This window comes from Gordonia sesuvii (genome assembly GCF_036350415.1).
Classification (GTDB): Bacteria; Actinomycetota; Actinomycetes; order Mycobacteriales; family Mycobacteriaceae; genus Gordonia; species Gordonia sesuvii.
Genome location: NZ_JAZDUF010000004.1, coordinates 461,372 through 481,904 on the forward strand (window position 1 = coordinate 461,372; position 20,533 = coordinate 481,904).

Annotated in this window: 14 protein-coding genes; 1 reads left to right on the plus strand and 13 read right to left on the minus strand. The window is 66.3% G+C overall.

What is annotated here, in order from left to right; all coding sequences use genetic code 11:
• Nucleotides 1-299: 299 nt before the first annotated feature.
• Nucleotides 300-3,686, minus strand: coding sequence for a DEAD/DEAH box helicase (locus VZC37_RS15990; protein WP_330433551.1), 3,387 nt, complete (start codon nt 3,684-3,686; stop codon nt 300-302).
• A gap of 81 nt (nt 3,687-3,767) precedes the next feature.
• On the opposite strand from VZC37_RS15990, the gene VZC37_RS15995 reads away from it, so the two are divergent.
• Nucleotides 3,768-4,952 (plus strand): alkaline phosphatase family protein, encoded by a 1,185-nt coding sequence (locus VZC37_RS15995; protein ID WP_330433552.1) that lies wholly within the window; start codon nt 3,768-3,770, stop codon nt 4,950-4,952.
• A gap of 265 nt (nt 4,953-5,217) precedes the next feature.
• On the opposite strand, the gene VZC37_RS16000 is transcribed toward VZC37_RS15995, so the two are convergent.
• The 12 genes from VZC37_RS16000 to VZC37_RS16055 form a co-directional block, all read right to left on the minus strand.
• A complete protein-coding gene (locus VZC37_RS16000; protein WP_330433789.1) occupies nt 5,218-6,324 on the minus strand; it encodes an MSMEG_0565 family glycosyltransferase in 1,107 nt (368 codons plus the stop codon).
• Between the two features lie 2 nt (nt 6,325-6,326).
• Nucleotides 6,327-7,160 (minus strand): carbon-nitrogen hydrolase family protein, encoded by an 834-nt coding sequence (locus tag VZC37_RS16005; RefSeq protein ID WP_330433553.1) that lies wholly within the window; start codon nt 7,158-7,160, stop codon nt 6,327-6,329.
• A gap of 15 nt (nt 7,161-7,175) precedes the next feature.
• Complete coding sequence (locus VZC37_RS16010) at nt 7,176-8,612, minus strand: MSMEG_0567/sll0787 family protein (RefSeq protein WP_330433554.1); 1,437 nt, start codon at nt 8,610-8,612, stop codon at nt 7,176-7,178.
• A gap of 4 nt (nt 8,613-8,616) precedes the next feature.
• Nucleotides 8,617-9,672 carry an MSMEG_0568 family radical SAM protein gene (locus tag VZC37_RS16015; RefSeq protein WP_330433555.1) on the minus strand — a complete coding sequence of 352 codons (1,056 nt, stop codon included), beginning with the start codon at nt 9,670-9,672 and terminating at the stop codon, nt 8,617-8,619.
• Nucleotides 9,669-11,141 (minus strand): AMP-binding protein, encoded by a 1,473-nt coding sequence (locus tag VZC37_RS16020; RefSeq protein ID WP_330433556.1) that lies wholly within the window; start codon nt 11,139-11,141, stop codon nt 9,669-9,671. The genes VZC37_RS16015 and VZC37_RS16020 overlap by 4 nt, the downstream gene beginning before the upstream one ends.
• An 8-nt stretch (nt 11,142-11,149) precedes the next feature.
• Complete coding sequence (locus VZC37_RS16025; RefSeq protein WP_330433557.1) at nt 11,150-12,427, minus strand: MSMEG_0569 family flavin-dependent oxidoreductase; 1,278 nt, start codon at nt 12,425-12,427, stop codon at nt 11,150-11,152.
• The gene (locus tag VZC37_RS16030; RefSeq protein ID WP_330433558.1) at nt 12,424-12,738 is read right to left on the minus strand and encodes an MSMEG_0570 family nitrogen starvation response protein; all 315 of its coding nucleotides are present in this window, start codon (nt 12,736-12,738) and stop codon (nt 12,424-12,426) included. Before VZC37_RS16030 ends, VZC37_RS16025 begins: the two co-directional genes overlap by 4 nt.
• Complete coding sequence (locus VZC37_RS16035) at nt 12,731-13,630, minus strand: carbon-nitrogen hydrolase family protein (RefSeq protein ID WP_330433559.1); 900 nt, start codon at nt 13,628-13,630, stop codon at nt 12,731-12,733. Before VZC37_RS16035 ends, VZC37_RS16030 begins: the two co-directional genes overlap by 8 nt.
• Nucleotides 13,631-13,649: 19 nt before the next feature.
• Nucleotides 13,650-14,174 carry an MSMEG_0572/Sll0783 family nitrogen starvation response protein gene (locus VZC37_RS16040; protein ID WP_330433560.1) on the minus strand — a complete coding sequence of 175 codons (525 nt, stop codon included), beginning with the start codon at nt 14,172-14,174 and terminating at the stop codon, nt 13,650-13,652.
• A 344-nt stretch (nt 14,175-14,518) separates the two neighbouring features.
• Nucleotides 14,519-16,135, minus strand: coding sequence for a purine-cytosine permease family protein (locus VZC37_RS16045; protein ID WP_330433561.1), 1,617 nt, complete (start codon nt 16,133-16,135; stop codon nt 14,519-14,521).
• A 111-nt stretch (nt 16,136-16,246) separates the two neighbouring features.
• Entirely contained in the window at nt 16,247-18,259 is a 2,013-nt protein-coding gene (locus tag VZC37_RS16050) for a hydantoinase B/oxoprolinase family protein (RefSeq protein WP_330433562.1), read from the minus strand.
• A 34-nt stretch (nt 18,260-18,293) separates the two neighbouring features.
• Nucleotides 18,294-20,342, minus strand: a complete 2,049-nt coding sequence (locus VZC37_RS16055) for a hydantoinase/oxoprolinase family protein (protein ID WP_330433563.1) — start codon at nt 20,340-20,342, stop codon at nt 18,294-18,296.
• Between the last annotated feature and the right edge of the window lie 191 nt (nt 20,343-20,533).

Sequence of the window (20,533 nt, forward strand, 5' to 3'; positions counted from 1 at the left end):
GTTGTGGTCAACGGTCATGAGCTGCTGCGTGGACGGTGGGGCCGGATCGAGCTGCCGTTGCCGCCCGGGCCTCACCATCTTCGGGTGTACCTTCCGCGCGGGCGTCGGCAGGTTGCGGAATGCTTGGTCGATGTGCCGGCGCATCATCTCGTGGAGCTCGAGTACGGGTTGTCGCGCAGGCTGATTGGGGCGGCGACGTTGCGGGTTTGTTCGGGGGTGTGGGGTGCCCCTTCGTGACGCGCGCTCGCAAGCTCGCACGCTCCTCAGGGAGCGGTTTGGGGGGGTGGGTTGGGGCGGGGTCAGTCGGGGGCGACGAGGGCGCGGACGTCGTCGGGGCTGATCACCGTTCCGAAGAGATCGCCTTCGTCGACGACGGCGTCGAAGAGCTTGCGCTTCGTGTCCTGTAGCTCGACGACCTTCTCCTCGATGGTCCCCTTTGACACCAGCCGGTAGACCGTCACGGGGCGGGTCTGGCCGATACGGTGGGCGCGGTCGACCGCCTGGGCTTCCGCCGCGGGGTTCCACCACGGGTCGCACACGAAGCAGTAGTCCGCTTCGGTCAGGTTGAGTCCGAATCCGCCGGCCTTGAGGCTGATCAGGAAGACCTTGGTGGTGCCGTCGGAGAAGGTGTCGATCTGCGTCTTGCGTTGCGTCGCCGACATCGATCCGTCGAGGTAGCTGTAGCCGATCCCGAGGTCGTCCAGCCGTTCCGCGATCAACGTCAGGAAACCGGTGAACTGGCTGAACACCAGCGCCGCATGACCTTCGGCGATCAACTCGGGCAACTGTTCGGCGAGATAGTCGATCTTGGCTGATGCGACGTCGTGATGCTTCTCCTCCACCAGGCCGGCGTGGAGACTGAGCTGACGCAGCATCGTCAACGACCGGAAGATCGCGAAACGGTTCTCCTCCCAGTTGCCCAGCAAACCGAGCACCCGTTGCCGTTCGCGGTTCAACCGGGTCTGATAGATCTTGTCGTGCTTGGCGGCGAGTTCCACGGCCAGCACCTGCTCCTGCTTGGCCGGGAGGTCGGCCACCACCTGATCCTTGGTGCGCCGCAACATCACCGGCCGCATCCGACGACGCAATTGTTCGAGCCGTTCCGGGTGTTGTCCGGACTCGATGGGTTTGCGGAAGTAGTCGCCGAACACCTTCGGGGACGGGAACAGGCCGGGCGCGGTCAGCGACAGCAGCGACCACAGTTCCATCAGGTTGTTCTCCATCGGGGTGCCGGTGATCGCGAGCTTGATCTCGGCGCCGAGGCGTCGCGCACATTGGTGCGTCTTGCTGTTGTGGTTCTTCACGAACTGCGCTTCGTCGAAGATGGCACCGGTCCACTGGAATCGGCTGAGTTGCTCGAACTGCAGGCGCAGCAGCGTGTACGACGTGACGACGATGTGTGCACCGTCGATCTGTTCGGCGAAGCTGACGCCGCTCTTGGACTCCGTCGCGGTGACGGCGACGGCCCGCAGTCCCGGCACGAAACGGTTGGCCTCGCTCACCCAGTTCCCGACGACGCTGGTCGGCGCGACGACGAGGAAGCTGCCAGTCGGGTTTTCCGCCGACGCCTCGGCGATCAATGCGAGGGTCTGGACGGTTTTGCCGAGGCCCATGTCGTCGGCCAGGATGCCGCCGAGGCGGTTCTGCCACAGGAACCGGAGCCAGTCGAGGCCGTCGGCCTGGTAGTCGCGGAGCTCGGCGTGCAGTCCGGCGGGTGGTCCGCTCGGGGCGGGCAGCGTGGCGTTCGCCAGTTTGCGCACCCGCGCATGCCATTCGGCGAGCTGCTCGTCGACCACACCGAGACCGAGCAGCTCGTCCCACAGGGTGGCGTTGTAGGTGTTGCGGCGGACCAGCCCGTTCTCCACCTCACCGAGATCCTGCGCCTCCCCGATGAGTTCGGCGAGACGCCGCAACTCGGGGTTGTCGAGCGAGAAGTACGTGCCGTCGTCGAGCAGCAGGTGCGTCGCCCGGGAGGCGATCGCGCGGATCACGGTACCGAGCGGCACGTCGTGGCTGTCGACCTTCACCGTGATGGCGAGGTTTAGCCAGTCGTTGCCGACCGGCGTGTCCTCTTCGGAGATCGCGATCTCCGGGTCGGATTCGGCGGGCCGGAAATCGGCTGGGTCACCGGTGATCTCGACGGCGATGTCGTCGCCGAGTTCGGGCACGAGTTCGCCGATGAGCACCGCGGTGTCGAGCATCGAATAGGTGAAGGTGCTGCGCAGCAGCGTGAGGCTTGCCTGACGCACAGCTGTGTCGGTGTCCTCGGCGACGACGGCGTCGAGGTCGTCGTCGACAGTGCGGCCGCTCCGGAACATCTGGTTGACGAGTCGGGTCGCCTGGGGGAGCCACCGGGAGCAGCGGGCGGCGACCAGTTCCAGCGCCGGTCGCGAGGCTTTCCAGGCGCGGTCTTCACCGTCGGCATCGCGGATGTTGTTGGCGGCGGCGGGTTCGGTGTCGGTGAAGTCGCGCGCCCGGCCGTTGACCGTATAGCGGATACGCCAGTCGACTAACGATGAGTCGTCACCGACACGGATGACCAGTAGCGGGATGGGTCCGTCGATTCTCGGAGGTGCGATCGCGTCGTCGACGATGTCGACAGGTACGTGCGCAGACAGCGACGGCAGCAGCTCGGTGGCGAACTCGTCGATGTCGGAGTCCGGGACGGCGATGCCGCCCGACCTGACGAGCTCGTCGAGCGCGCCGCGATGGGCCGGCGCCTCGAACGGTCCCATCAGCAGGGCGTCGTCGGACACGGTGAACGCACCGTGCGGTGTGGGCGTTCCGATCAACCCGACAGACGATTGGTTCCACTCCTCGTGGTCGACCTGCACCGTGGGTGCGACGATGACGCCATCGTCGGAACGGTGGATGAGCAACGCCATCCGTGCCCCACCGAACAGTTCGATGCGACTCGCGCCGGTGGAGCGATCGGCCACGAAGGTGACCCCGGCGTCGTGGGCATCGGCGAGCATCCGCCAGATGTCGGTGGGTGCCCATCCGAGCGACAACCCGTGGTCCTGGTTGACGTCGAAGTTCATGACGGCCCGGGCGATCGCGACCACGGCGCGCAGCTGTTCGGGATCGTATTCGTCGCCGCCCACCGACCGCCCCAACCCGGTGGAGGTGGCGGCCACCAGCCGCCAGTTGATGCCGGACTTCACCCACTTCCGGCTCGTGCCGCGTCGCACCAGCCGCACTGTAGGCGTCGGGTTCGGCGCCCACCGGCTCGTCGGCGGCAGTTCGACGAGGATGCCGATCGGCTGCGGCTCCCGGTGCTCGGCAGGCGGCACCAACGCACCGAGCGTGGTTCGCCATTGCGCGGGTAACTGGGCAATCTGCGGGGACTGGCCATGGCGCGGTGATCCCGACGGATCCGCAGCCTCCGCCGCGAAGGCGGTCAGTATCAGCGCGACGGCGTGTTTGCAGAACACCCCGACCGGGCAGGTGCATTCGGTGTACTCCAGCGTCCGACTGCCGTTGATCGGGGTGAACTCGACGGTGACGTGGTAGGTCTCGCGCCGAGATCCGCGGCACCGTCCGGACAGCTCCAGTTCATCATCAGACCAGCTCAGACCTTTGATTCGTCCTTGGTCGGCGTAGTCCAGCCCACGATCCAACGTCGCCTCATCGAATTCGAGGAGAAGGTCGCTGCCGCTGGCGCTGAGCGGTTCATAGCCCGACATGACCACAGGTTAGGGCCGCCGAGGGACAGGATTCGCGATCACAACACCTTATGCACAGAATCTGTGGCTAACGTGTCGTCTGTGAGTGAAGTGATCGACGAACTCCATCCCTGGAGCTGGAGCAGCTATGCGACCCTCGCCGACGTCCTCCCGGCGATCGACGCCGCGTTCGACGGAGAGCAGTCCGCCGCGGTGCCCATCCCCGCGAGCAAAGATGTGGTCCTGCTGCTGATCGACGGGCTCGGTGACAGCCTGCTCGCGAGGCACGCGGACGTGGCGCCGACGCTCACCTCGCTGCGGTCGACGATCATCCGGGCCGGCTTCCCCGCCACCACCGCGACGAGCATCACCAGCCTCATGTCGGGGACGTCATGCGGAACCCACGGAGTGATCGGATACTCCTTCCGGACCGATCGGGACGCCACCCGCGCACCGAATCGTCAACTGCTCAACGCACTTCGATGGACGCTTGACCGATCGGACGGGCGGTCCGCGCTGGACACCTATGTGCCGGAGGAGATTCAGCCGCTCGCTGGTCTACTCCCGGAGATGGCCGGGCGCGGCGTCGACGTCACGTACGTGATGCCCGGGCTGTATCGGGGATCCGGGTTCAGCCGGGCCGCGTTCCGGGTGGACGGGACGTATCGGCCCGCGCAGAAACCGGCAGAGATCCTCGCGGGCATCACCGAGACACTGGCGGAGCCGGGATCGGGCCACCGACTGGTGTACGCGTACTGGCCAGATCTGGATGCGGCCGGACATCTGTTCGGACCTGGCTCTCCGCAATGGGTCAAGACGCTGGGCGTGGTCGACCGACTGGTGGCCGACCTGGTATCCGGCCTGCCCCACGACACCGCTCTGGTGGTGACCGGCGACCACGGAATGATCGAGGCGGACAACAGAATCGACATCGACACGACGGACGAGATGCTGAAAGGCGTGGAGGCCGTCGCGGGTGAGATGCGGGTGCGGCACGTGTACACGCGGCCCGGAGCGCGCGACGCCGTCCAGGCGTTCTGGACCGACGTCGTCGGCGATCACGCGCACGTTGTGGCCCGCGAACAGGTGCTCGACGAGGAGTGGTTCGGCGAAGAGGTCACCGACGTCGTCGCCGAACGAGTCGGGGACCTGGTCGCGGTCGCGCGTGGCACCACCATCCTCACGCGCAGTCTCACCGATCCGCAGATCGAGGTGAACATGGCCGGCCATCATGGGGCATGGACGGCGGCGGAGCAGTTGGTGCCGGTGTTGGTGGCGCGGGGGTGAGTCGTGCGCTGGGCGGGCGTTCCCCCGCTCTTTGATCCACTCCTCGCTGGTCGACCCATTTCTCGCTGGTCGACCTACTTCTCGCTGGTCGAGTAACCCGAGGCGCTAGCCGAGGGTGTATCGAGACCTGCAGAGCGCCAAGAGGTCTCGATACGTCCTCGGCTAGCGCCTCGGACTACTCGACCAGCGGTAGGGGGTAGGTCTCGATACGTCCTCGGCTAGCGCCTCGGACTACTCGACCAACGGTAGAAGGGAGCGCCTCGGACTACTCGACCAGCGAGTGGAATGGCTGAGGATGGTCGGCGTAGAAGTCAAGGTGGGCGCGGGCGGCGGCGTCCCAGGTGAGGGACCGGGCGAGGGCCTGGCCGGCCTCGCGACGGGGTGGGTCGGATGTGCGGGCGGCCAGCAGCTCGTCGGCGAGTGCGTCGACATCGGCGGCATAGGTGACGGTGTCCCCGAATACCTCTCGCAGGATCGGCAGTTCGCGTGCGACGACGGGACGTCCGGCGGCAAGCGCCTCCATCGCGGCCAGCCCGAATCCCTCTTTGGTGGACGGGAAGGCGAAGACGTCGCAGGCGGCGACCAGTGACGGGAGCGTGTCGTCGGGGACTGGCCCGAGCACGATCGGCTCGACGCCGAGTTCGGCTTGGCGCCGCTCGAAGTGGGACCGGTAGTCGCGGTAGTCGAACAATGTCTCACCGCCGGCGAACACCAGTGACAGATCCGGTGCCTGCGTGCGCATTCGCGCGAACGCCTCGAGCAGATCGATGCTGCCCTTGCGGGGTTCGATGCCGCCGACGGCGAGGACGTACGGGCCGAGCCGTTCGCGCCACTGTCTGCGTAGGTGCGCAGCTCCTGGACCTGCGGCATCGTGAAAGCGTTGGTAGTCAACCCCGTTCGGGATGACGGAGGGTGTGAGTCCCCACCCGGCGCGCACCTCGTCGGCGACGGCGCGGGACACACAGACTCGCGCATAGGGGTCGACGACGGCCTTCTCATGGCACTCCACGAGGATCGGCGTGGTGAACTGATCGAGGTGATGGATGGTCCGGATGCAGGTGCCGACGGCGTTGGCGCTGATGCAGTCCTGCGCGTGCACGATGTCGTAGTCGGCGGCGTCGAACGCAGCGCGCATCGCAGCGATGGACCGGACGATGCGGTCGGTGATCGTCTCGTCCGGGAGGTCGGGGAACATGACAAGCCGTTGGGTGACAGCGGGATCGACGTCCCGGAAGAATCCCGCGTCGCCGCCGCGTGCCAGACTCCACACGGTGACGTCGGCGCCGTGGCGGGCGAGGGCCTCGGCCAGGTTGAGGGTGTGTACGACGCCGCCGCGCGGTTTGGTGGAGTAGGTGAGCAGGGCGATGCGCATGGTCATCGCCCCGGCTGGTAGGTGTCGGTCTTCAGTTCGGCCAGATGGTTGAGGACCCGTCGGGCGCGGGTGATCTCGGCGTAGACGTCCACGTCGGCCTTGGCGAGTCCGCCCTTGGATCGGGTGTTGGCGAGGATGTCGCCGCCCGGCCCGACGACCTTGGCCTGCCCCAGGAACCGCAGCGAACCGGTGACGCCGGTGAGGTTCGACGACACCACGAACACCTGGTTCTCGGCGGCGCGGGCACAGTCGTAGAGGTCGAAGAGTCGCGACTGCCGGTCGGCGGGGAGTCGTGCGGCGCGGTCGGTGACGCTGGCCGGCCACGCGTTGAGCGCGGCGATGATGCGCGCGCCGTCGAGCGCGAGTGTGCGGGCGGATTCGGGGAACGTCTTGTCGTAGTCGATCAGCATTCCGAGCTTCCCGACGGGAGTGTCGAAGGCGCAGAACGACTCCCCCGCCGCGTAGGCGAGGGACTCCCCCGCCGGCTGATGCACCTTGCGGTGGGTTCCGAGCACTCCATCACCGGACAGGCACACCGCGGTGTTGTACCGCTTCCCCTCTGCCGCTTCGGTATACCCGATACACACGGTCATCGGACCGGCCGCTGCCGCGATCGCCGCAAGCTCGGGTCCGTCGGGCTCCAACGTCGGCGGCAGCTCGTCGGGATCGGGTCGGCGCAGGTCGCCGATGTATCCGCCGATCGAGGCATCGGGAAACACCAGCAGATCGACGCCGTCGCGGCGGGCGGCGTCGATGATGCCCACCGCCTTGGACACACCGCGCTCCACGTCTCGTCCGAAGTGCGCCGCCAGGGCGCCGAGCGTGACGGTGGTCATGTCATCGGACTCTACTCACGCGGCACCCAGTCCGGTGACCGTGGACGCAACGGCCACGGTCATCGTGCCGTCCGGCCAGCGCAGCCGCACGCCAGGTTCGGGGGTGAGGCGTCCGCAGGGCGCAGAGGTGGTGGGTCCGCGCCCGGTGTCGACCGGGTCACGGTCGGTGACCAGCATGGCGTAGCCGGGAAAGCAGGTGAGCCAGTTGCCCATGTCGGCCTCGGCCGGACGCGGGATCGATGCGACGTCGAGTTCGGCTCCGGTGCCCGACGCCTCGGCCAGCATGCCGAGCGTGCCGGCGATACCTGCCATGCTGACGTCCTTCGCCGCGGCCGGACGCACCCTGCCGATGGTTCCGGCCATGTCGGCGAGCTCGTCGGCTGATCGGAAACTGGTGCTGTCCCATTGCCGTCCGTGATACCCGGGCCGCCACCCACCGCCGAGATCGGCGATCAGCGATACTGTGTCGCCGGGACGTCCACCGCCCGCCGCCACCGGTTGGTCGGTGCGGCCCAGGGCGGTGACCGACAACGACGCGTGCACGCCGACCTGAGTGTGCCCGCCGAGGACCGGGGTGCGCCACGCCTCGGCGGCCGCGGCGACACCACGGATGATGCGGGTGAGATGCGACCGGGTGGGGGCCGCGACGGCGTCCAGCAGTCCGAGGGGTCTGGCGCCCATGGCGGTGAGGTCGTTGATGTTCACCAGGACCGAGCACCATCCGGCCCACTCGGGGTCACGCTCGACCATCGCGGGGACGATGGCGTCGCATGCCGCGATGACCTGCGAGTCCGGGACGGGCACCCCGTCGTCGCCGCGGAAACCGTTGGGTCCGAGGCCACCTGCCTGTTGTGTGAGGGGTGCGAGGACGTCGGCGAGCATCGCCTTGGTTGCGTCGGCGGTGGCCTGAATGCGGTGAATCGGCCACAGCATCTCGCGGTGCGCGCGCCCGGAAACCGTGGGTCCGCACCCGCGATCCTGCCAGCCGAGTCGCCGGAACATCGGTGCATACCGGTCCTGCACGGTTGCATCGAATCGCAGGACACCGTGTGATTCCGCGTGAGCGCAGGCAGCGCGGACCAGCGCCGCGCCGACACCTGCGGCGTGGGCGGAGTCGACCACGACGAGCCGGCTGCCCGACCACCAGCCGATGTCGTCGACGGTGCGCGGCGCGAGACGCACGCCGCCGACCACCGAACCGTCCGGGGCCATCGCCACCAGCACCACGGTACGAGGATCGTCGTCGGTGTCGTCTCGGTCGCTGCCCGGGAACAAGGCCTGGCGTTCGACGAACTCCGCGTGCCGGAGCTCGTAGTACGCCGAGAGTGCAGCCAGCTCATCGGCGATACGAATGATGAAGGGCGCCTGCCTGTTTGTGCGGTCGCCGGAAAGTATGGACAGGTCGCCGGGACGTGTCCGTGCCGGCGCGGGGATCGTGGTGCCGTCGAGCATCGCGTCAGCCTCCCACGTTCTGCAGGACGCTGCACGCTCCGCACGCCGCGCACCCGGCGCGCTGCTCTGCGGCGGACATGCCGATCAGGTGCAGGTGGGTGGCGACCTCCCGGCTGACCTTCTCCACGATCGCGGGGTCAGGAGCGGTGGCCTTGTCGACATCGACCGCAAGGGTTCCGGCGTGCGGACGGAACGGAACGATGAACGGGTAGACACCCATATCGGCGAGTTCCTTGGCACCCGAGATCATCTCGTCGGGATCCTCACCGAGCCCGACCAGCAGATAGGTCGACACCTGGTTACGACCAAACACCCGCACCGCCTCGCGCCACGCGGCGCGGTACTCGTCGAGGGACACCGTGGATTTGCCGGGCATCCAGCGACGTCGCACATCGTCGTCGAGGGATTCGACGTGGATACCGATGGCGTCGGCGCCGGCGTCACGCAGGTCGGTGATGGTGGCCAGATCCGCCGGCGGTTCGCATTGCACCTGGATCGGCAGGTGCGGCACCGCCGCCTTGACCGCGCGGACACAGCGGGCGAGATGCTTGGCACCCCGGTCTGTTCCGGCCGAGGTGCCGGTGGTCATCACCATCTGGGTGATGCCGTCGAGGTCGACGGCGGCGCGGGCGACGGCGGCGAGGTCCGCGGGCTTCTTGACCGCGACCGTCGACCCGGATCGCAGGGACTCCTCGATGGAGCAGAAACGGCACCGCTGGTCTTCGCGGTACCGGATGCAGGTCTGTACGACAGTGGTGGCGAGGACGTTGGCGCCGTGCAGCTTGGCGATCTTCTCGAACGGCACGCCGTCGTCGGTGGTGAGGTCGTAGAACCGCGGCCGGGCGATCGACTCGACCTGCAAGCCGGCGTCGACGCCGTCATACATCACACGGTCTCCGTCGAACACGAACGGACTGTTCGGGTTACGCGGGATCGCGGCGCTCCGGCCGTCGATCAGGAAGTGGCCGTCGTCGGTGGGTCCGGCGCCGCCGGTGCGGTTGACGGGCGGGGTGCCCCGGATGCCGAGGAGGGCGAGGTCCACGCGGGTGGAGACGGTCACGTGCGTGCTCCGTTCACTTGCAGGGATGCCGACGGCTCGTGGCCGCAGCCGGTGAGAGCACGTCGGCGGATCTTTCCCGCGTCGTTGCGGAGGGGGCGGTGGGACAGGCAGATCCGGTCCGGGTGGTTGGCGCCGGTGAGGTGTTGGGCGGCGAAACGATTCAGCTCATCGACGGTGATGTCGGCATCGGCGATGTCGAGGTGGACCGTGATGGACGGCTCGCCGTCGCCGTTCGACGCTCCGACCGCGACGGCACCACGCACGTCCGGATGCTGCTCAAAGATCTGCTCGATGTCGGCGGGGTAGACCGGCGTGCCGTGACGGTGGATCGAGTCAGCGGCGCGGTCGTGGACGTACAGGTATCCGTCGTCGGTGAGATGCCCGATGTCGCCCAACGTGTCCCAGCCATCCGCAGTCCGCAGTGACCGGCCGCCCAGGTACGTGTAGGCGCTGGTGGTGCCGCGGCGCATCCAGATGGTGCCGGTTCCGGACGCCGCCAGGTCACCGGGGCCGGACCCCACGCGGATCTCGGTGCCACCGACCGCCCGCCCGACGGACCCCGGGTACCGGAGCCACTCGTCGCCGCGAATCATGGTGAGCCCGTTCGACTCACTGCCGGCATATATCTCGGTGACGCGGTGCGGGCCGAGCCACTCGATCAGCGCGTGTTTGTCCGGGACGGGGCAGCGGCCCCCGAGGTGGAGGACGGATTCCAGCGAGCTCACGTCGTGGCGGTCGCTAACCTCCTGGGGCAGGCGTAGGAGTCGGCGGATGGAGGGCGGGGCCAGCACCGCCCAGGTGATCCGATGGCGTTCGACGGCGTCGAGGAAGCGGCGTTCGTCGAATCTCGGCTCGATGACCAGGCGATGTCCGGCGGTGAGGCCGCGGAAGGCGTAGGTGAATGCCGTCGAATGCCACAAGGGAGATGTCACGAGTTGGGTTGCGTGCTGCGGCACGAACGGCGCGATGGGCGCCGCCGGATCGACCAGGGCCGGTGCCGTACTGGCGACGACCTTCGGACGCCCGGTACTCCCCGACGACGTCGGCGCCTTCCAGCTGTGCGCCCACTGGTCCCGCATCGGGTCGGCGGAGAATCCGGCGGCCTGTCCTTCGGCGACCCAGGCGACGTCGGGGCGGTGCGGGCGGGAACCGAATGCAGCGCTTGGGCGCGCGAGGTCCTCGAGTGCTGCGCGGTCGTCGTGGGAGAGGTCGGGTGAGAGCGGCATCGGGGTGGCGCCCACCCGCCAGATCGCGACGCACGCGACCACGAACGAGATGTCGTTCGGAAGTGCAACCACCACCCGGTCGTCGCGGCGGACACCACGAGCGTCGAGCAGCCGAGCGACCCGGTTGGCGCGGCTGTCGATCTCCGCGGCGGTCGCGGCGCGGACGGCGTCGCGGACGATGATCTCGTCCGGCTCGGTGCGAGCGCGGTCCGCGACGACGGCCGAGATCGGTTGGCGGGCCATGACATCGCCTACTGCACCGCGGCGAGACGCGGATGCGTCCTGCCGAGTGTCTCGACGATGGTGTCGGCGATGTGGCGGGCGTCGCGATCGATGCCCAGGAATCGGCCCGACCCCCATGTGTGCATCCACGGCAGCCCGACGAAGCTCAGTCCGGGTACCTGGGTGACGCCGCGGGTTTGCATGGGCCGGCCCGCACCGTCGAAGGCGCTCGCCTCGATCCACCGGTAGTCGGGGCGGAAGCCGATGGCCCAGACGATGCTGGTGATGCCTGCGTCCTGCAGGTCGAGTTCGGTGGGATCGGTCGGCGGCGACCACACGGCCTCGTAGCGCGACGGCGGCGGTGCGTCGATCCCGTTCTTCTCGATGTGCCGGTCGATGTCGGCGCAGATCGAGTTGTACACCGAGTCGGCTTTGTCGAGGGCGGCGGTCAGCGTGGGGGCGAACCTCAGGCTGGAGTCCTTGCCGTCGACGAGGGTGCCGTACAAACTCATACCCTCGGATGCGAACTGACGCAGGTCGACGTCGCGGCCACCGTCGCGGCCGGTCACATAGTGGTTGGTCTTCTCCTGTGCCGCTTTGCCTCCCGGGTACTCCTGGGTGGGGGTGTCGTAGAGCCCCATGTCGGCGAGCCAGGTCATGCAGTCCCGCCCGCGGTAGAAGCGCGCCACTCGTGGTGCGTTCCCGATCGCCAGGTGGACCTGCCGCCCGGCCAGGTGGAGGTCTTCGGCGATCTGCGCACCGGACTGACCGGACCCGACCACCAATACCGCGCCGTCGGGCAGCTGCTCGGGGTTGAAGTACTGCTCCGAGTGGATCTGCGTGACCGCCGGATCTATCGACGACGCGTACGGCGGGATGATCGGCAGCGGATAGCCGCCGGTGGCGACGACGACCTGATCACAGGTGACGGTGTCGACGCCGTCCGAGCCGGTGAGGGTCACCTCGAAACCGCGGTCGCCGAGCTGGCGTAGCCGCGTCACCGTGGTGTGCGACCGTACCGGCGGCGTGAAGGTGTCGAGCCAGCCATGCAACCATGCGACGACTTCGTCGCGGGTCATGAACCCGTCGGGATCGGGGCCGTCGTAGGTGTATCCCGGCAGACGACAGTGCCAGTTGGGGGTGACGAGAGTGAAGTTGTCCCAGCGCGAGTCGGCCCAGGCGTGGGTGGGTGTCGTGGATTCGACGACGAGGTGGTCGATGCCGGCGCGTCCGAGGTACCAGCTGACCGAGAGGCCGGCCTGGCCGGCGCCGACGATCACGACGGGGTGATGAGCGGTGGCGCTCATGGTATCTCCAGTGGGGATGGGGTGGGGAGTGGTGGGTGCATGCGCAGTACCTCGACGCGCGCGTCGGCGTCGTAGCGTTGTGCGGCACGGGTGATGTCGTCGGCGGTGGCGGCCGCCGAGGTGCAGGCGAAGCCGAACTTCGCCCGCACCCGTTCGGCGGCTTCCGTCAGCGCGGTGGTGGCGCGGGTGGTGAAGTCGTCGACGGTATAGGTGTTCCCGACGTCGAGGTGGTCGTGCATGACCAGGCTCGGTGAATAGCATTCCTGCACTTGGCCGTCGGGCCACCGCACGGTGACGGTCATCTCAGGCATGGGACAGGTCCCGCCATCCGGCGGTGCCGGTCGCGTCGAGCTCGGTGAGCGCCCCGTACGCATCGGGCCGCCGGTCCCGCAGGTGGAACATGCCGGCTCGCATGGCGGTGAAGGTGCCGGCTATGTCGACGTCCGCGACGGCCATCCCACTGTCGAGCAGGGTGGTGTCCAGGATGTTGCCGCCGGGGTCGACGATCTTGGCGTTGCCGACGTAACGCAGGGACCCGAAGGTGCCGGCCTGGTTGGAGGCGATCCAGAACACCTGGTTGTCGAGCGCCCGCGCGGTGTCGAAGAGATTGAACCGATAGGTCCAGCGATCCTCCTGCAGGTTCTCTGCGGTGGCGGTCCGTGCCGCCGGCCACGCAGAGAGGCTGGCGATGATCTCTGCGCCGTCGAGAGCCATCACTCGGGCGGCCTCGGGAAAGGCCTTGTCGTAACAGATCTGGAGGCCGACGCGTCCTACGGGGGTGTCGAACACGCCGTAGTCGGTGCCCGACGAATACGACATGTTCTCACCCAGTGGCTGATGCACCTTTCGGTAGCTGCCGTAGATCTGGGTGCCGTCGAGAACGGCGGCGGCGTTATAGCGGGTCTCGCCGTCGTCGGAGAGTTCGCAGAACCCGATCGCGATGACCAGGTCACCGATGATCGATTGCACGCGTGCGATTTCCGGTCCGTCCAAGCTGATGGCCGGGGGCATGGAACGAGTGGTGTTCTTGACGGTGTCGCCGTGGTTGCCGAGCGACGACAGGTAGCCGCCGATGGCCGCCTCCGGGAACACCAGGAAGTCGACGCCGCGTTCGCGAGCCTGCGCGACGTAGTCGGCGATCGTCTCGTAGTTCTGCTCGAGGTCGCGGGTGAAATTGGCCGCGACCGCAGCGATGGTGGTCATGAGATTGCCTCGAGGTCGGTCACACCATGTAGGTGGAGTTGATGATCGCGCCCTTGCGCGCGTAGTGGATGATGGCGTCCTGCACATCGAGCGGGTGGGCGGGGATCACGCCTTCGATGAGGTCCTCTTCGCGGCCGCCGTGCAGCGCGAGACCGAAGCGGCAGCAGAACACGGTGCCACCCTCGGAGATGAAGGTCTCCAGCGAGTCGTTGATGTTCTGCTCGCCCGGGAATCCGGAATCACCTGTCTTCGGAAAGCCACGCGTGGCAAGGCAATTGATGGCGCCGGGACCGTAGAAGTAGATCGCGGATTCGAATCCCTTGCGCAGGGCGCGGGTCGCCTGCAGGACGGCGACGAAGGAGACCGACGATTCGTGGGCGATGCCGTGCACCAGGGTGAAGTAGGTTTCGCCGTCCTCGGCCTGATAGTCGGGGAAGATCTTGGTTCCGCCGTAGATGTTGGAGCCCTTCGGCAGCGAGGGGTGCGGGATCTCACCGAGCGACTTCGCGATATTCTCGGTGATGGTCTCGTCGAAAGAGGACACGTGGTCTCCTAGAATGGGGCGCGACGGTTCGGGCCGTCGACAACAGGATGGAAGTCGAGGCGACGCTGCCTCACAAGAGGATTCGATCCGAGGATCGTGGTGTGTGGCCGTCGGGCGGCTACGACATTCAGTTCACGCCCGATCTATTGCGCGGTGGTTTCCGGGAGAATAATTGCGGCGCCGGTTTCGTTAACATGGGCCGGTTCTCGTTGGTCGAGTAACCCGAGGCGCTAGCCGAGGGTGTATCGAGACCCTCGTTCCGTGACTGCTTCACGACGGGCCCGCGGAACCACAACAACGTGGCCCGAGTCGATTCGACCCGGGCCACGTTGTTGTCTTCGTTGTCAGCGCAGGGCCGCGGCCTCGCGGTCGGCAGCGCGCTGGAACTCCAGATCGTCCGAAGCACACGCCAAGCAGATCGGCTGGTGGTCAGCCGAGGGATCCCTGTCCATCTCGTAGGCGATGTAGCTGTCCTCGCACCGATGGCACTGGACGCGCGCTTCCCACATGTCGTCGACCTCGTTCCGAGGATCGTGCGGACGGATCATGGTGAACCAACCGTCACGACGGAACGCCAGGGCCACACAGTAGATGGCGCCCGCGATCAAGAATGACACCGGTGGTGCCCACACCGCGCCCACCGGACCGCCGACCGCCACCATGATGACGCCGACAACCGACGCAACACCCCAGGCACCCACGCCGGCGGGGTTGACCGCCGGAACGCGGCCCGGTCGGAACTCGAGCGAGTCCGCGGGCATCTTCTTCAGCCGCATCCAGCCGATGTGTGCCAGTGCGATGGCGACCCAACCGACGATGAGCACACCCTGGTACTGCAGCGAGGTGGTGATCCACGAAAGCACGTTGGTCAGCATCATCAGGTAGACGAGAACTGCGACCACCATGACCCAGAAGGTGCGGGGCATGGAGAACTTCACGGTACGGGCGAAGAAGTTCTGGAAGTTGGTGGACGACAGATAGAAGTTTCCGCTGTTCACGCGAGTCTGGCTCACGAAGACCCACAGAAGTCCCCAGAACCCCATCATCCCGACGATGCCCAGGATGGCCGACTCCTCTGACAACGCGCCCGAGATGGCAATTGTCTGCGCAAGGAACATGCCGACCGCGGCATTGATCAGCAGGGTGACGACATAGAACGGCGTTCCGAAGCTGACCTGGGCATTGAAAGTCGCGTCCTCGGGTCGTCCGAACCGGGCGTAATCCCACGCCATCATCGTCACTACCCAGACTCCCATGTAGATGACGAACGCGTACCACCAGCCGGGCACGCCCAGATCGGCCGCGGATTCAGGGGCATGGGTCAACCAGTCATTGCTGTATCCGTACTCCGCGATCGCCCAGACGACCGATCCGACCAGACCGACGATGTAGATCGGGAGCAGGTAGCCATTGAGACGGTCCAGCCAGGTGGTGACACCTCGCCACGCCAGCGGAGCCTGGTAGAGGACCACGACCAGTGACCAGAACGCCATCGGCAACACCCCGAAGTAGGCGTGCAGCGCCGAAGCGACGATGGAGCCCTCCGCCACAACGTAGTACGCGATCGTGATGCCGAACAACGCCGCCGCGAACGCCGACCCGGCACGTCCGAACAGCACCCGGGAGAACTGCGACACGCTGGTGCCCGTCTCGTTGGCGAATCTCGCCACGATGGCGTTGATCACCCCGTAGGCGACCACCGACAGGCCAATCCCGATCAATGAGTCGATGGTTCCGACCGCCAGTGCCACGGTGGCGCCGACCACCACGAAGAACATGGCACTCATCAGCCCGAACCAGGCCATCGACACAGAGGTTCGCGAAGTGCGCCACGAACGCGGAACAATGTGCAGCGAGTAGTCCTCCGCAGCGGCGCGGGCGAGGACGTGCGGGTCGTCGGTAAATGTGACGGCCAGAGGTGGGATTCCTCCGGAACGCGTCGCGGACGCTTCGATCGTCATGATGTCTTCCTGTCGTCTCGGATGAAAAGCGCAACGGCGGGCCGGTGGCATCACTGCCACGACCCGCCGTTGGGTGGTATTGCTAGTAAGGGTTGATGTGGTTGGCCGAGATCAGACCGTGGCCGGTTCTGACACCGTCAAAGTGCCAGGGACAAAGTCCACAGTCGGATCATTCGTCCAGTGAACAATGGTGCGGCGCTCGAGCATTGCGCGGAACTGCGCGGTCGTCTCGGCCAGTACCTCGCCACTGCCCCAATCGAGTATCACGCCGTACTGTCGGACACAGTCCATCTCATTGACCAGTCCTGACTTGTACTCCTCGGCCACGGCCTGCGGGTCGCGTTGCATCCAGTCGTTCCGGTTGTCGCGGATATACTGGCGCGCACGGCAAGTGGCCTCGGCATCGATCTCGTACTCGAACACCTCGGGATCGATCTCCTTGATCACCACGCCATAGTCCTTCTCGGCCCGACCGATGGTCACATACCCGTCGATCACGTCTTCGAGTACCGACTCGACCTCGCGCATCAGCGGGTCGCCAAGACCGCCTCCGCCGGCCGACGGCCGCGTGAACTCGTCGCCGGACTTGATCGGGACAGCAGCGAAGATGGAACCGAGATACTTCTCGTCGTCGGTGCCCTTGTTGAGCCATACGCCGTGCGGGATCGACGGCAAACCGCCCCACAGCCCCCAGGTCACCGAACGCTCGCGGTCGCAGCAGTAGGACATGACGGTATTGTCACTGGCCCAGAGCTTTCCGCCCTTCTTCGCACCGAGGCCGCCACGGGTCTTACCTGGGCCGCCCGAGTCGGGCACCAGGTCGTGACAGGTGGTGAGTACCGGGGCAAGCCGTTCCTGGCCTTCGAAAGGCTGTGTGCCGTACTGCACTCCGAATATCGGTGCGGATGCGTTGTAGCCGTCGGCGCCATTGCGGGCGCCCCAGCCGCCCATCATCCAGTCGTACCACATGAAGTTCGGGCTTCCTTCGAGACGCTGATCTTTGCCGCCGACCAGGAGGTACTCGAGATTGAAGGCGCATGCCATCGCACGGTGGGGCTGGATGTCCGACCAAATCTCGAAGACGGAGTTCATGATCTTTTCGAAAGGCCCGGAACAGAATCCGGCGCACGGCCGCGGCCACTCTGCGTTCACAACAGTCCCGATCGGTCCCAGGTCGGCAGTGACGACCCGGTAGAAGCCCGAGTTCAGCGGAATATCGGGGAACTGCATCTTGGTACCGGCGACGATCCCGGCGAATGACCCACCGAAGCCGGCGTTGAGCATCGACGAAATGGACGCGTGCGAATCACTCAGGTCATAGTGCACCGTGTCGCCGTCGATGGTCATGCGCATCGTGATCGGGATCAGCCCCTCGCCGAGCGCGGGGTCCTGGTCGATGTAATCCTCGGTGTACCAGACTCCATCGGGAAGCTCAGCGATCTTGGCGCGGGTGAGATCCTCAACGTAGTCCTGCACCTCGGCCATCGCCGTCTTGATGGTCTCGACGCCGTACTTGTCGCACAGTCGCTGGATCTCGCGCTCGGCGACACGCGTGGACTCAGCCTGTGCCTGCATGTCACCGATGATGTCGCGCGGGTTGCGGGTGTTCTTCGCAATCAGATAGGCGACGTCCTCGAGAAACTCGTCCTGGCTCCACAGGCGGGTCGGCGGGATTCGCAGACCCTCCCCCATGTGATCGAGGGCCTTGACGTTGAACGATCCCGGTGTGGCACCGCCCACGTCGGCCCAGTGTCCATTGGCCTGGGCGTAACCGAGCAGTTCACCCTCGTAGTAGATCGGCCGGATGATTCGGGTGTCGTTGAAGTGGCTGCCGCCCTCGTAGACATCGTTGATGACGAAGACGTCACCGGGGTGGATGTCCCCTTCGAACTGCCGGATGACGGCCTTGGCCGTGTAGTGCAACGTGCCGACGTGCGCGGCGATGTCGCCGGTGCCCTGCATCACCGTGTTGCCCTCGGTATCGCAGAGCGCGGAGGAAAAGTCACGCGAGTAGATGACGAACGAGTAGCAGGTCCGAAGGATCTGCTCAGCCATCTGGTCGACCGTGTTGATGAACGCGTTCTTCAGGACCTCGAAGGTCACTGGGTCCAATGATGTTGCCATGGTGGTTACCTCGTGTATCAGAGTCGATGGGTGGTCACTGAGCGGTGGTCAGGATGAGGTTGCCCCACTCGTCGACCGTCGCAGTGGTCTGCGGCGGAACCACAGTGGTGGAGTCGAGTTGGTCAACGATGCACGGACCCGAGATCACCGCACCGGCCGGGAGAGTCGAGCGGTCGTAGACCGGGGTCTGCACACGGGCGACCTCGTCGGGGAACAGCACGTCGCGCACCTCAACCGGCTCCGGGTTGAATCCGACGGGGTCGATGAGCTCGGCCGGCACTGCGTCGGCGCGCGGTGTCAGACCAATGGCGCGAACCGAGATCCGGTAGATTTCCACGCCGGTGTCCTCGGCGGAGAAGTTGTGCTCTTTGAGGTGGGTGGCGTGGAAGGTGGCGACCACATCATCGAGATTCGTCAGCGGCATCGTCACCGGCACGGCGATTGCCCGCCACTGGCCCAGGTACCTCATGTCGAGGTAGTACTCGAATGCCATGTCCTCGGGGGCCACGTGCTCGGCTTCGAGGCGAGCACGGCCCTCCTCCTGCAGTTCTGTGAACGAGTCCGCGAGATGAGCGAGGTCGGCGTCGGCAGTGTCTGCCAGGTACATCTTGGTGATGTCGTGCTGGATGTCGACGAGCATGCAGCCCATCGCCGACGTAACGCCCGGATGCGGCGGGATGATGACCGTCGGGATACCGAGGTCCTTGCCAAGGTACGCCGCGTGCAGGGGACCGGCACCACCGAACCCGACGAGGGCGAAGTCGCGCGGATCGTGTCCCTTGCGGATCGAGATCAGCCGGATCGCGTCGGCCATGTTGGCGTTGGCAACCTTGATGATCGACTGCGCCGCTGCTTCGACCTCGAGACCCAGTGGTGCGGCTATCTTTTCGATGGCTGCGTGAGCACGCTTCTCGTCGAGCTCCTTGACCCCGCCGGCCAGCTTCTTACCCACCGTCCCGAGGACCAGGTTGGCGTCAGTGTTCGTGGCAAGCTCCGATGCGCCATAGCAGGCCGGGCCGGGTTCCGAGCCAGCCGACTGGGGACCGTTGCGCAAGGACCCGGCGTCGTCGAGCCAGGCGATGGAGCCGCCACCGGCTCCGATCGTCAGCACCTCGATGCTGGGGAAGCAGATGGGATACCCGAATTCGACGCTCCACGTGTTCGTGGTGCCCAGAACGCCGTTGTCGGTGAGCGAGACGTCCGTGGAGGTACCACCCATGTCGAAACCGATGGAGTTCTCGTATCCGCACTGCCGAGCAATGTGCCTGCTGGCGATTGCACCGGCGGCAATGCCGGAGGCAGCAAGTCGCGCACCGTACTTCTCGGCCATCGACGGCGTCATTACGCCGCCACCTGAGTGAAGCAGCAGCACGTCGTTGTCGTAGCCGTTCTCGGCGAGACGGCCCTCTAGGGTGCGGGCGTAGGGTCCGATGATGGGGACCAGCGCGGCGTTGGCGACTGTCGTGGAGAACCGTTCGTATTCGAAGATCTCCGGAAGCACGTCGCTCGAAGTGGTGATCGCGACCCCTGGCAGTTCCTCCGACAGGATCTCGGCCATCCGCACCTCATGCGCCGGATTCGTGAAGGAGTTGATGAAACATACAGCTACGGTTTCGATTCCGCGGCGGCGCAGGATGCGGGCCACTTCGCGAGCACCGGCCTCGTCCAGTGGTTCGAGTACTGTGCCGTCATAGCCGACGCGCTCGGAAACGGTCAGCCGATTGCGCCGCGCGACGAACGGCGGCGCCACTTCCTGGTACGGGTCCCACGATTCACGGTCGCCACGACGAATCTCGATGACGTCTCGGAATCCTTCGGTGGTCACCAACGCGATCTTCGGGAACTTGCGGGTGATCAGGGCGTTGGTTGCGATCGTCGTGCCGTGCGAGAAGAACTCGACGTCCTGCCAGCTGACGCCGGCCTGCTTCATCCCAGCGAGCACACCCTCGATCGGGTTGGTCTGCGTGGGGTATTTGGCTGTGAGGATCTCACCGTCGCCGCGCTGGATGAATACGTCGGTGAAGGTTCCGCCGATGTCGACGGCGGTCCGGACCTTGTCCGGCCGACTGATCGCTTGGGTCATGTCGTATCTCAGGCTTCCGTGCGTAGTTGTCGGTACGACGAGTACGAAACCCTCGGGGCCACCACCCGGACAATTGGCTCATCAGCCAACGACCACCCACCGAGGGCTGGACGTTGAAACACCCTCAGCATGTGGAGGTACCCACGACCTGCGGAGATGCCCATGCGGACGCGCGTAACGGACAGGTTTCC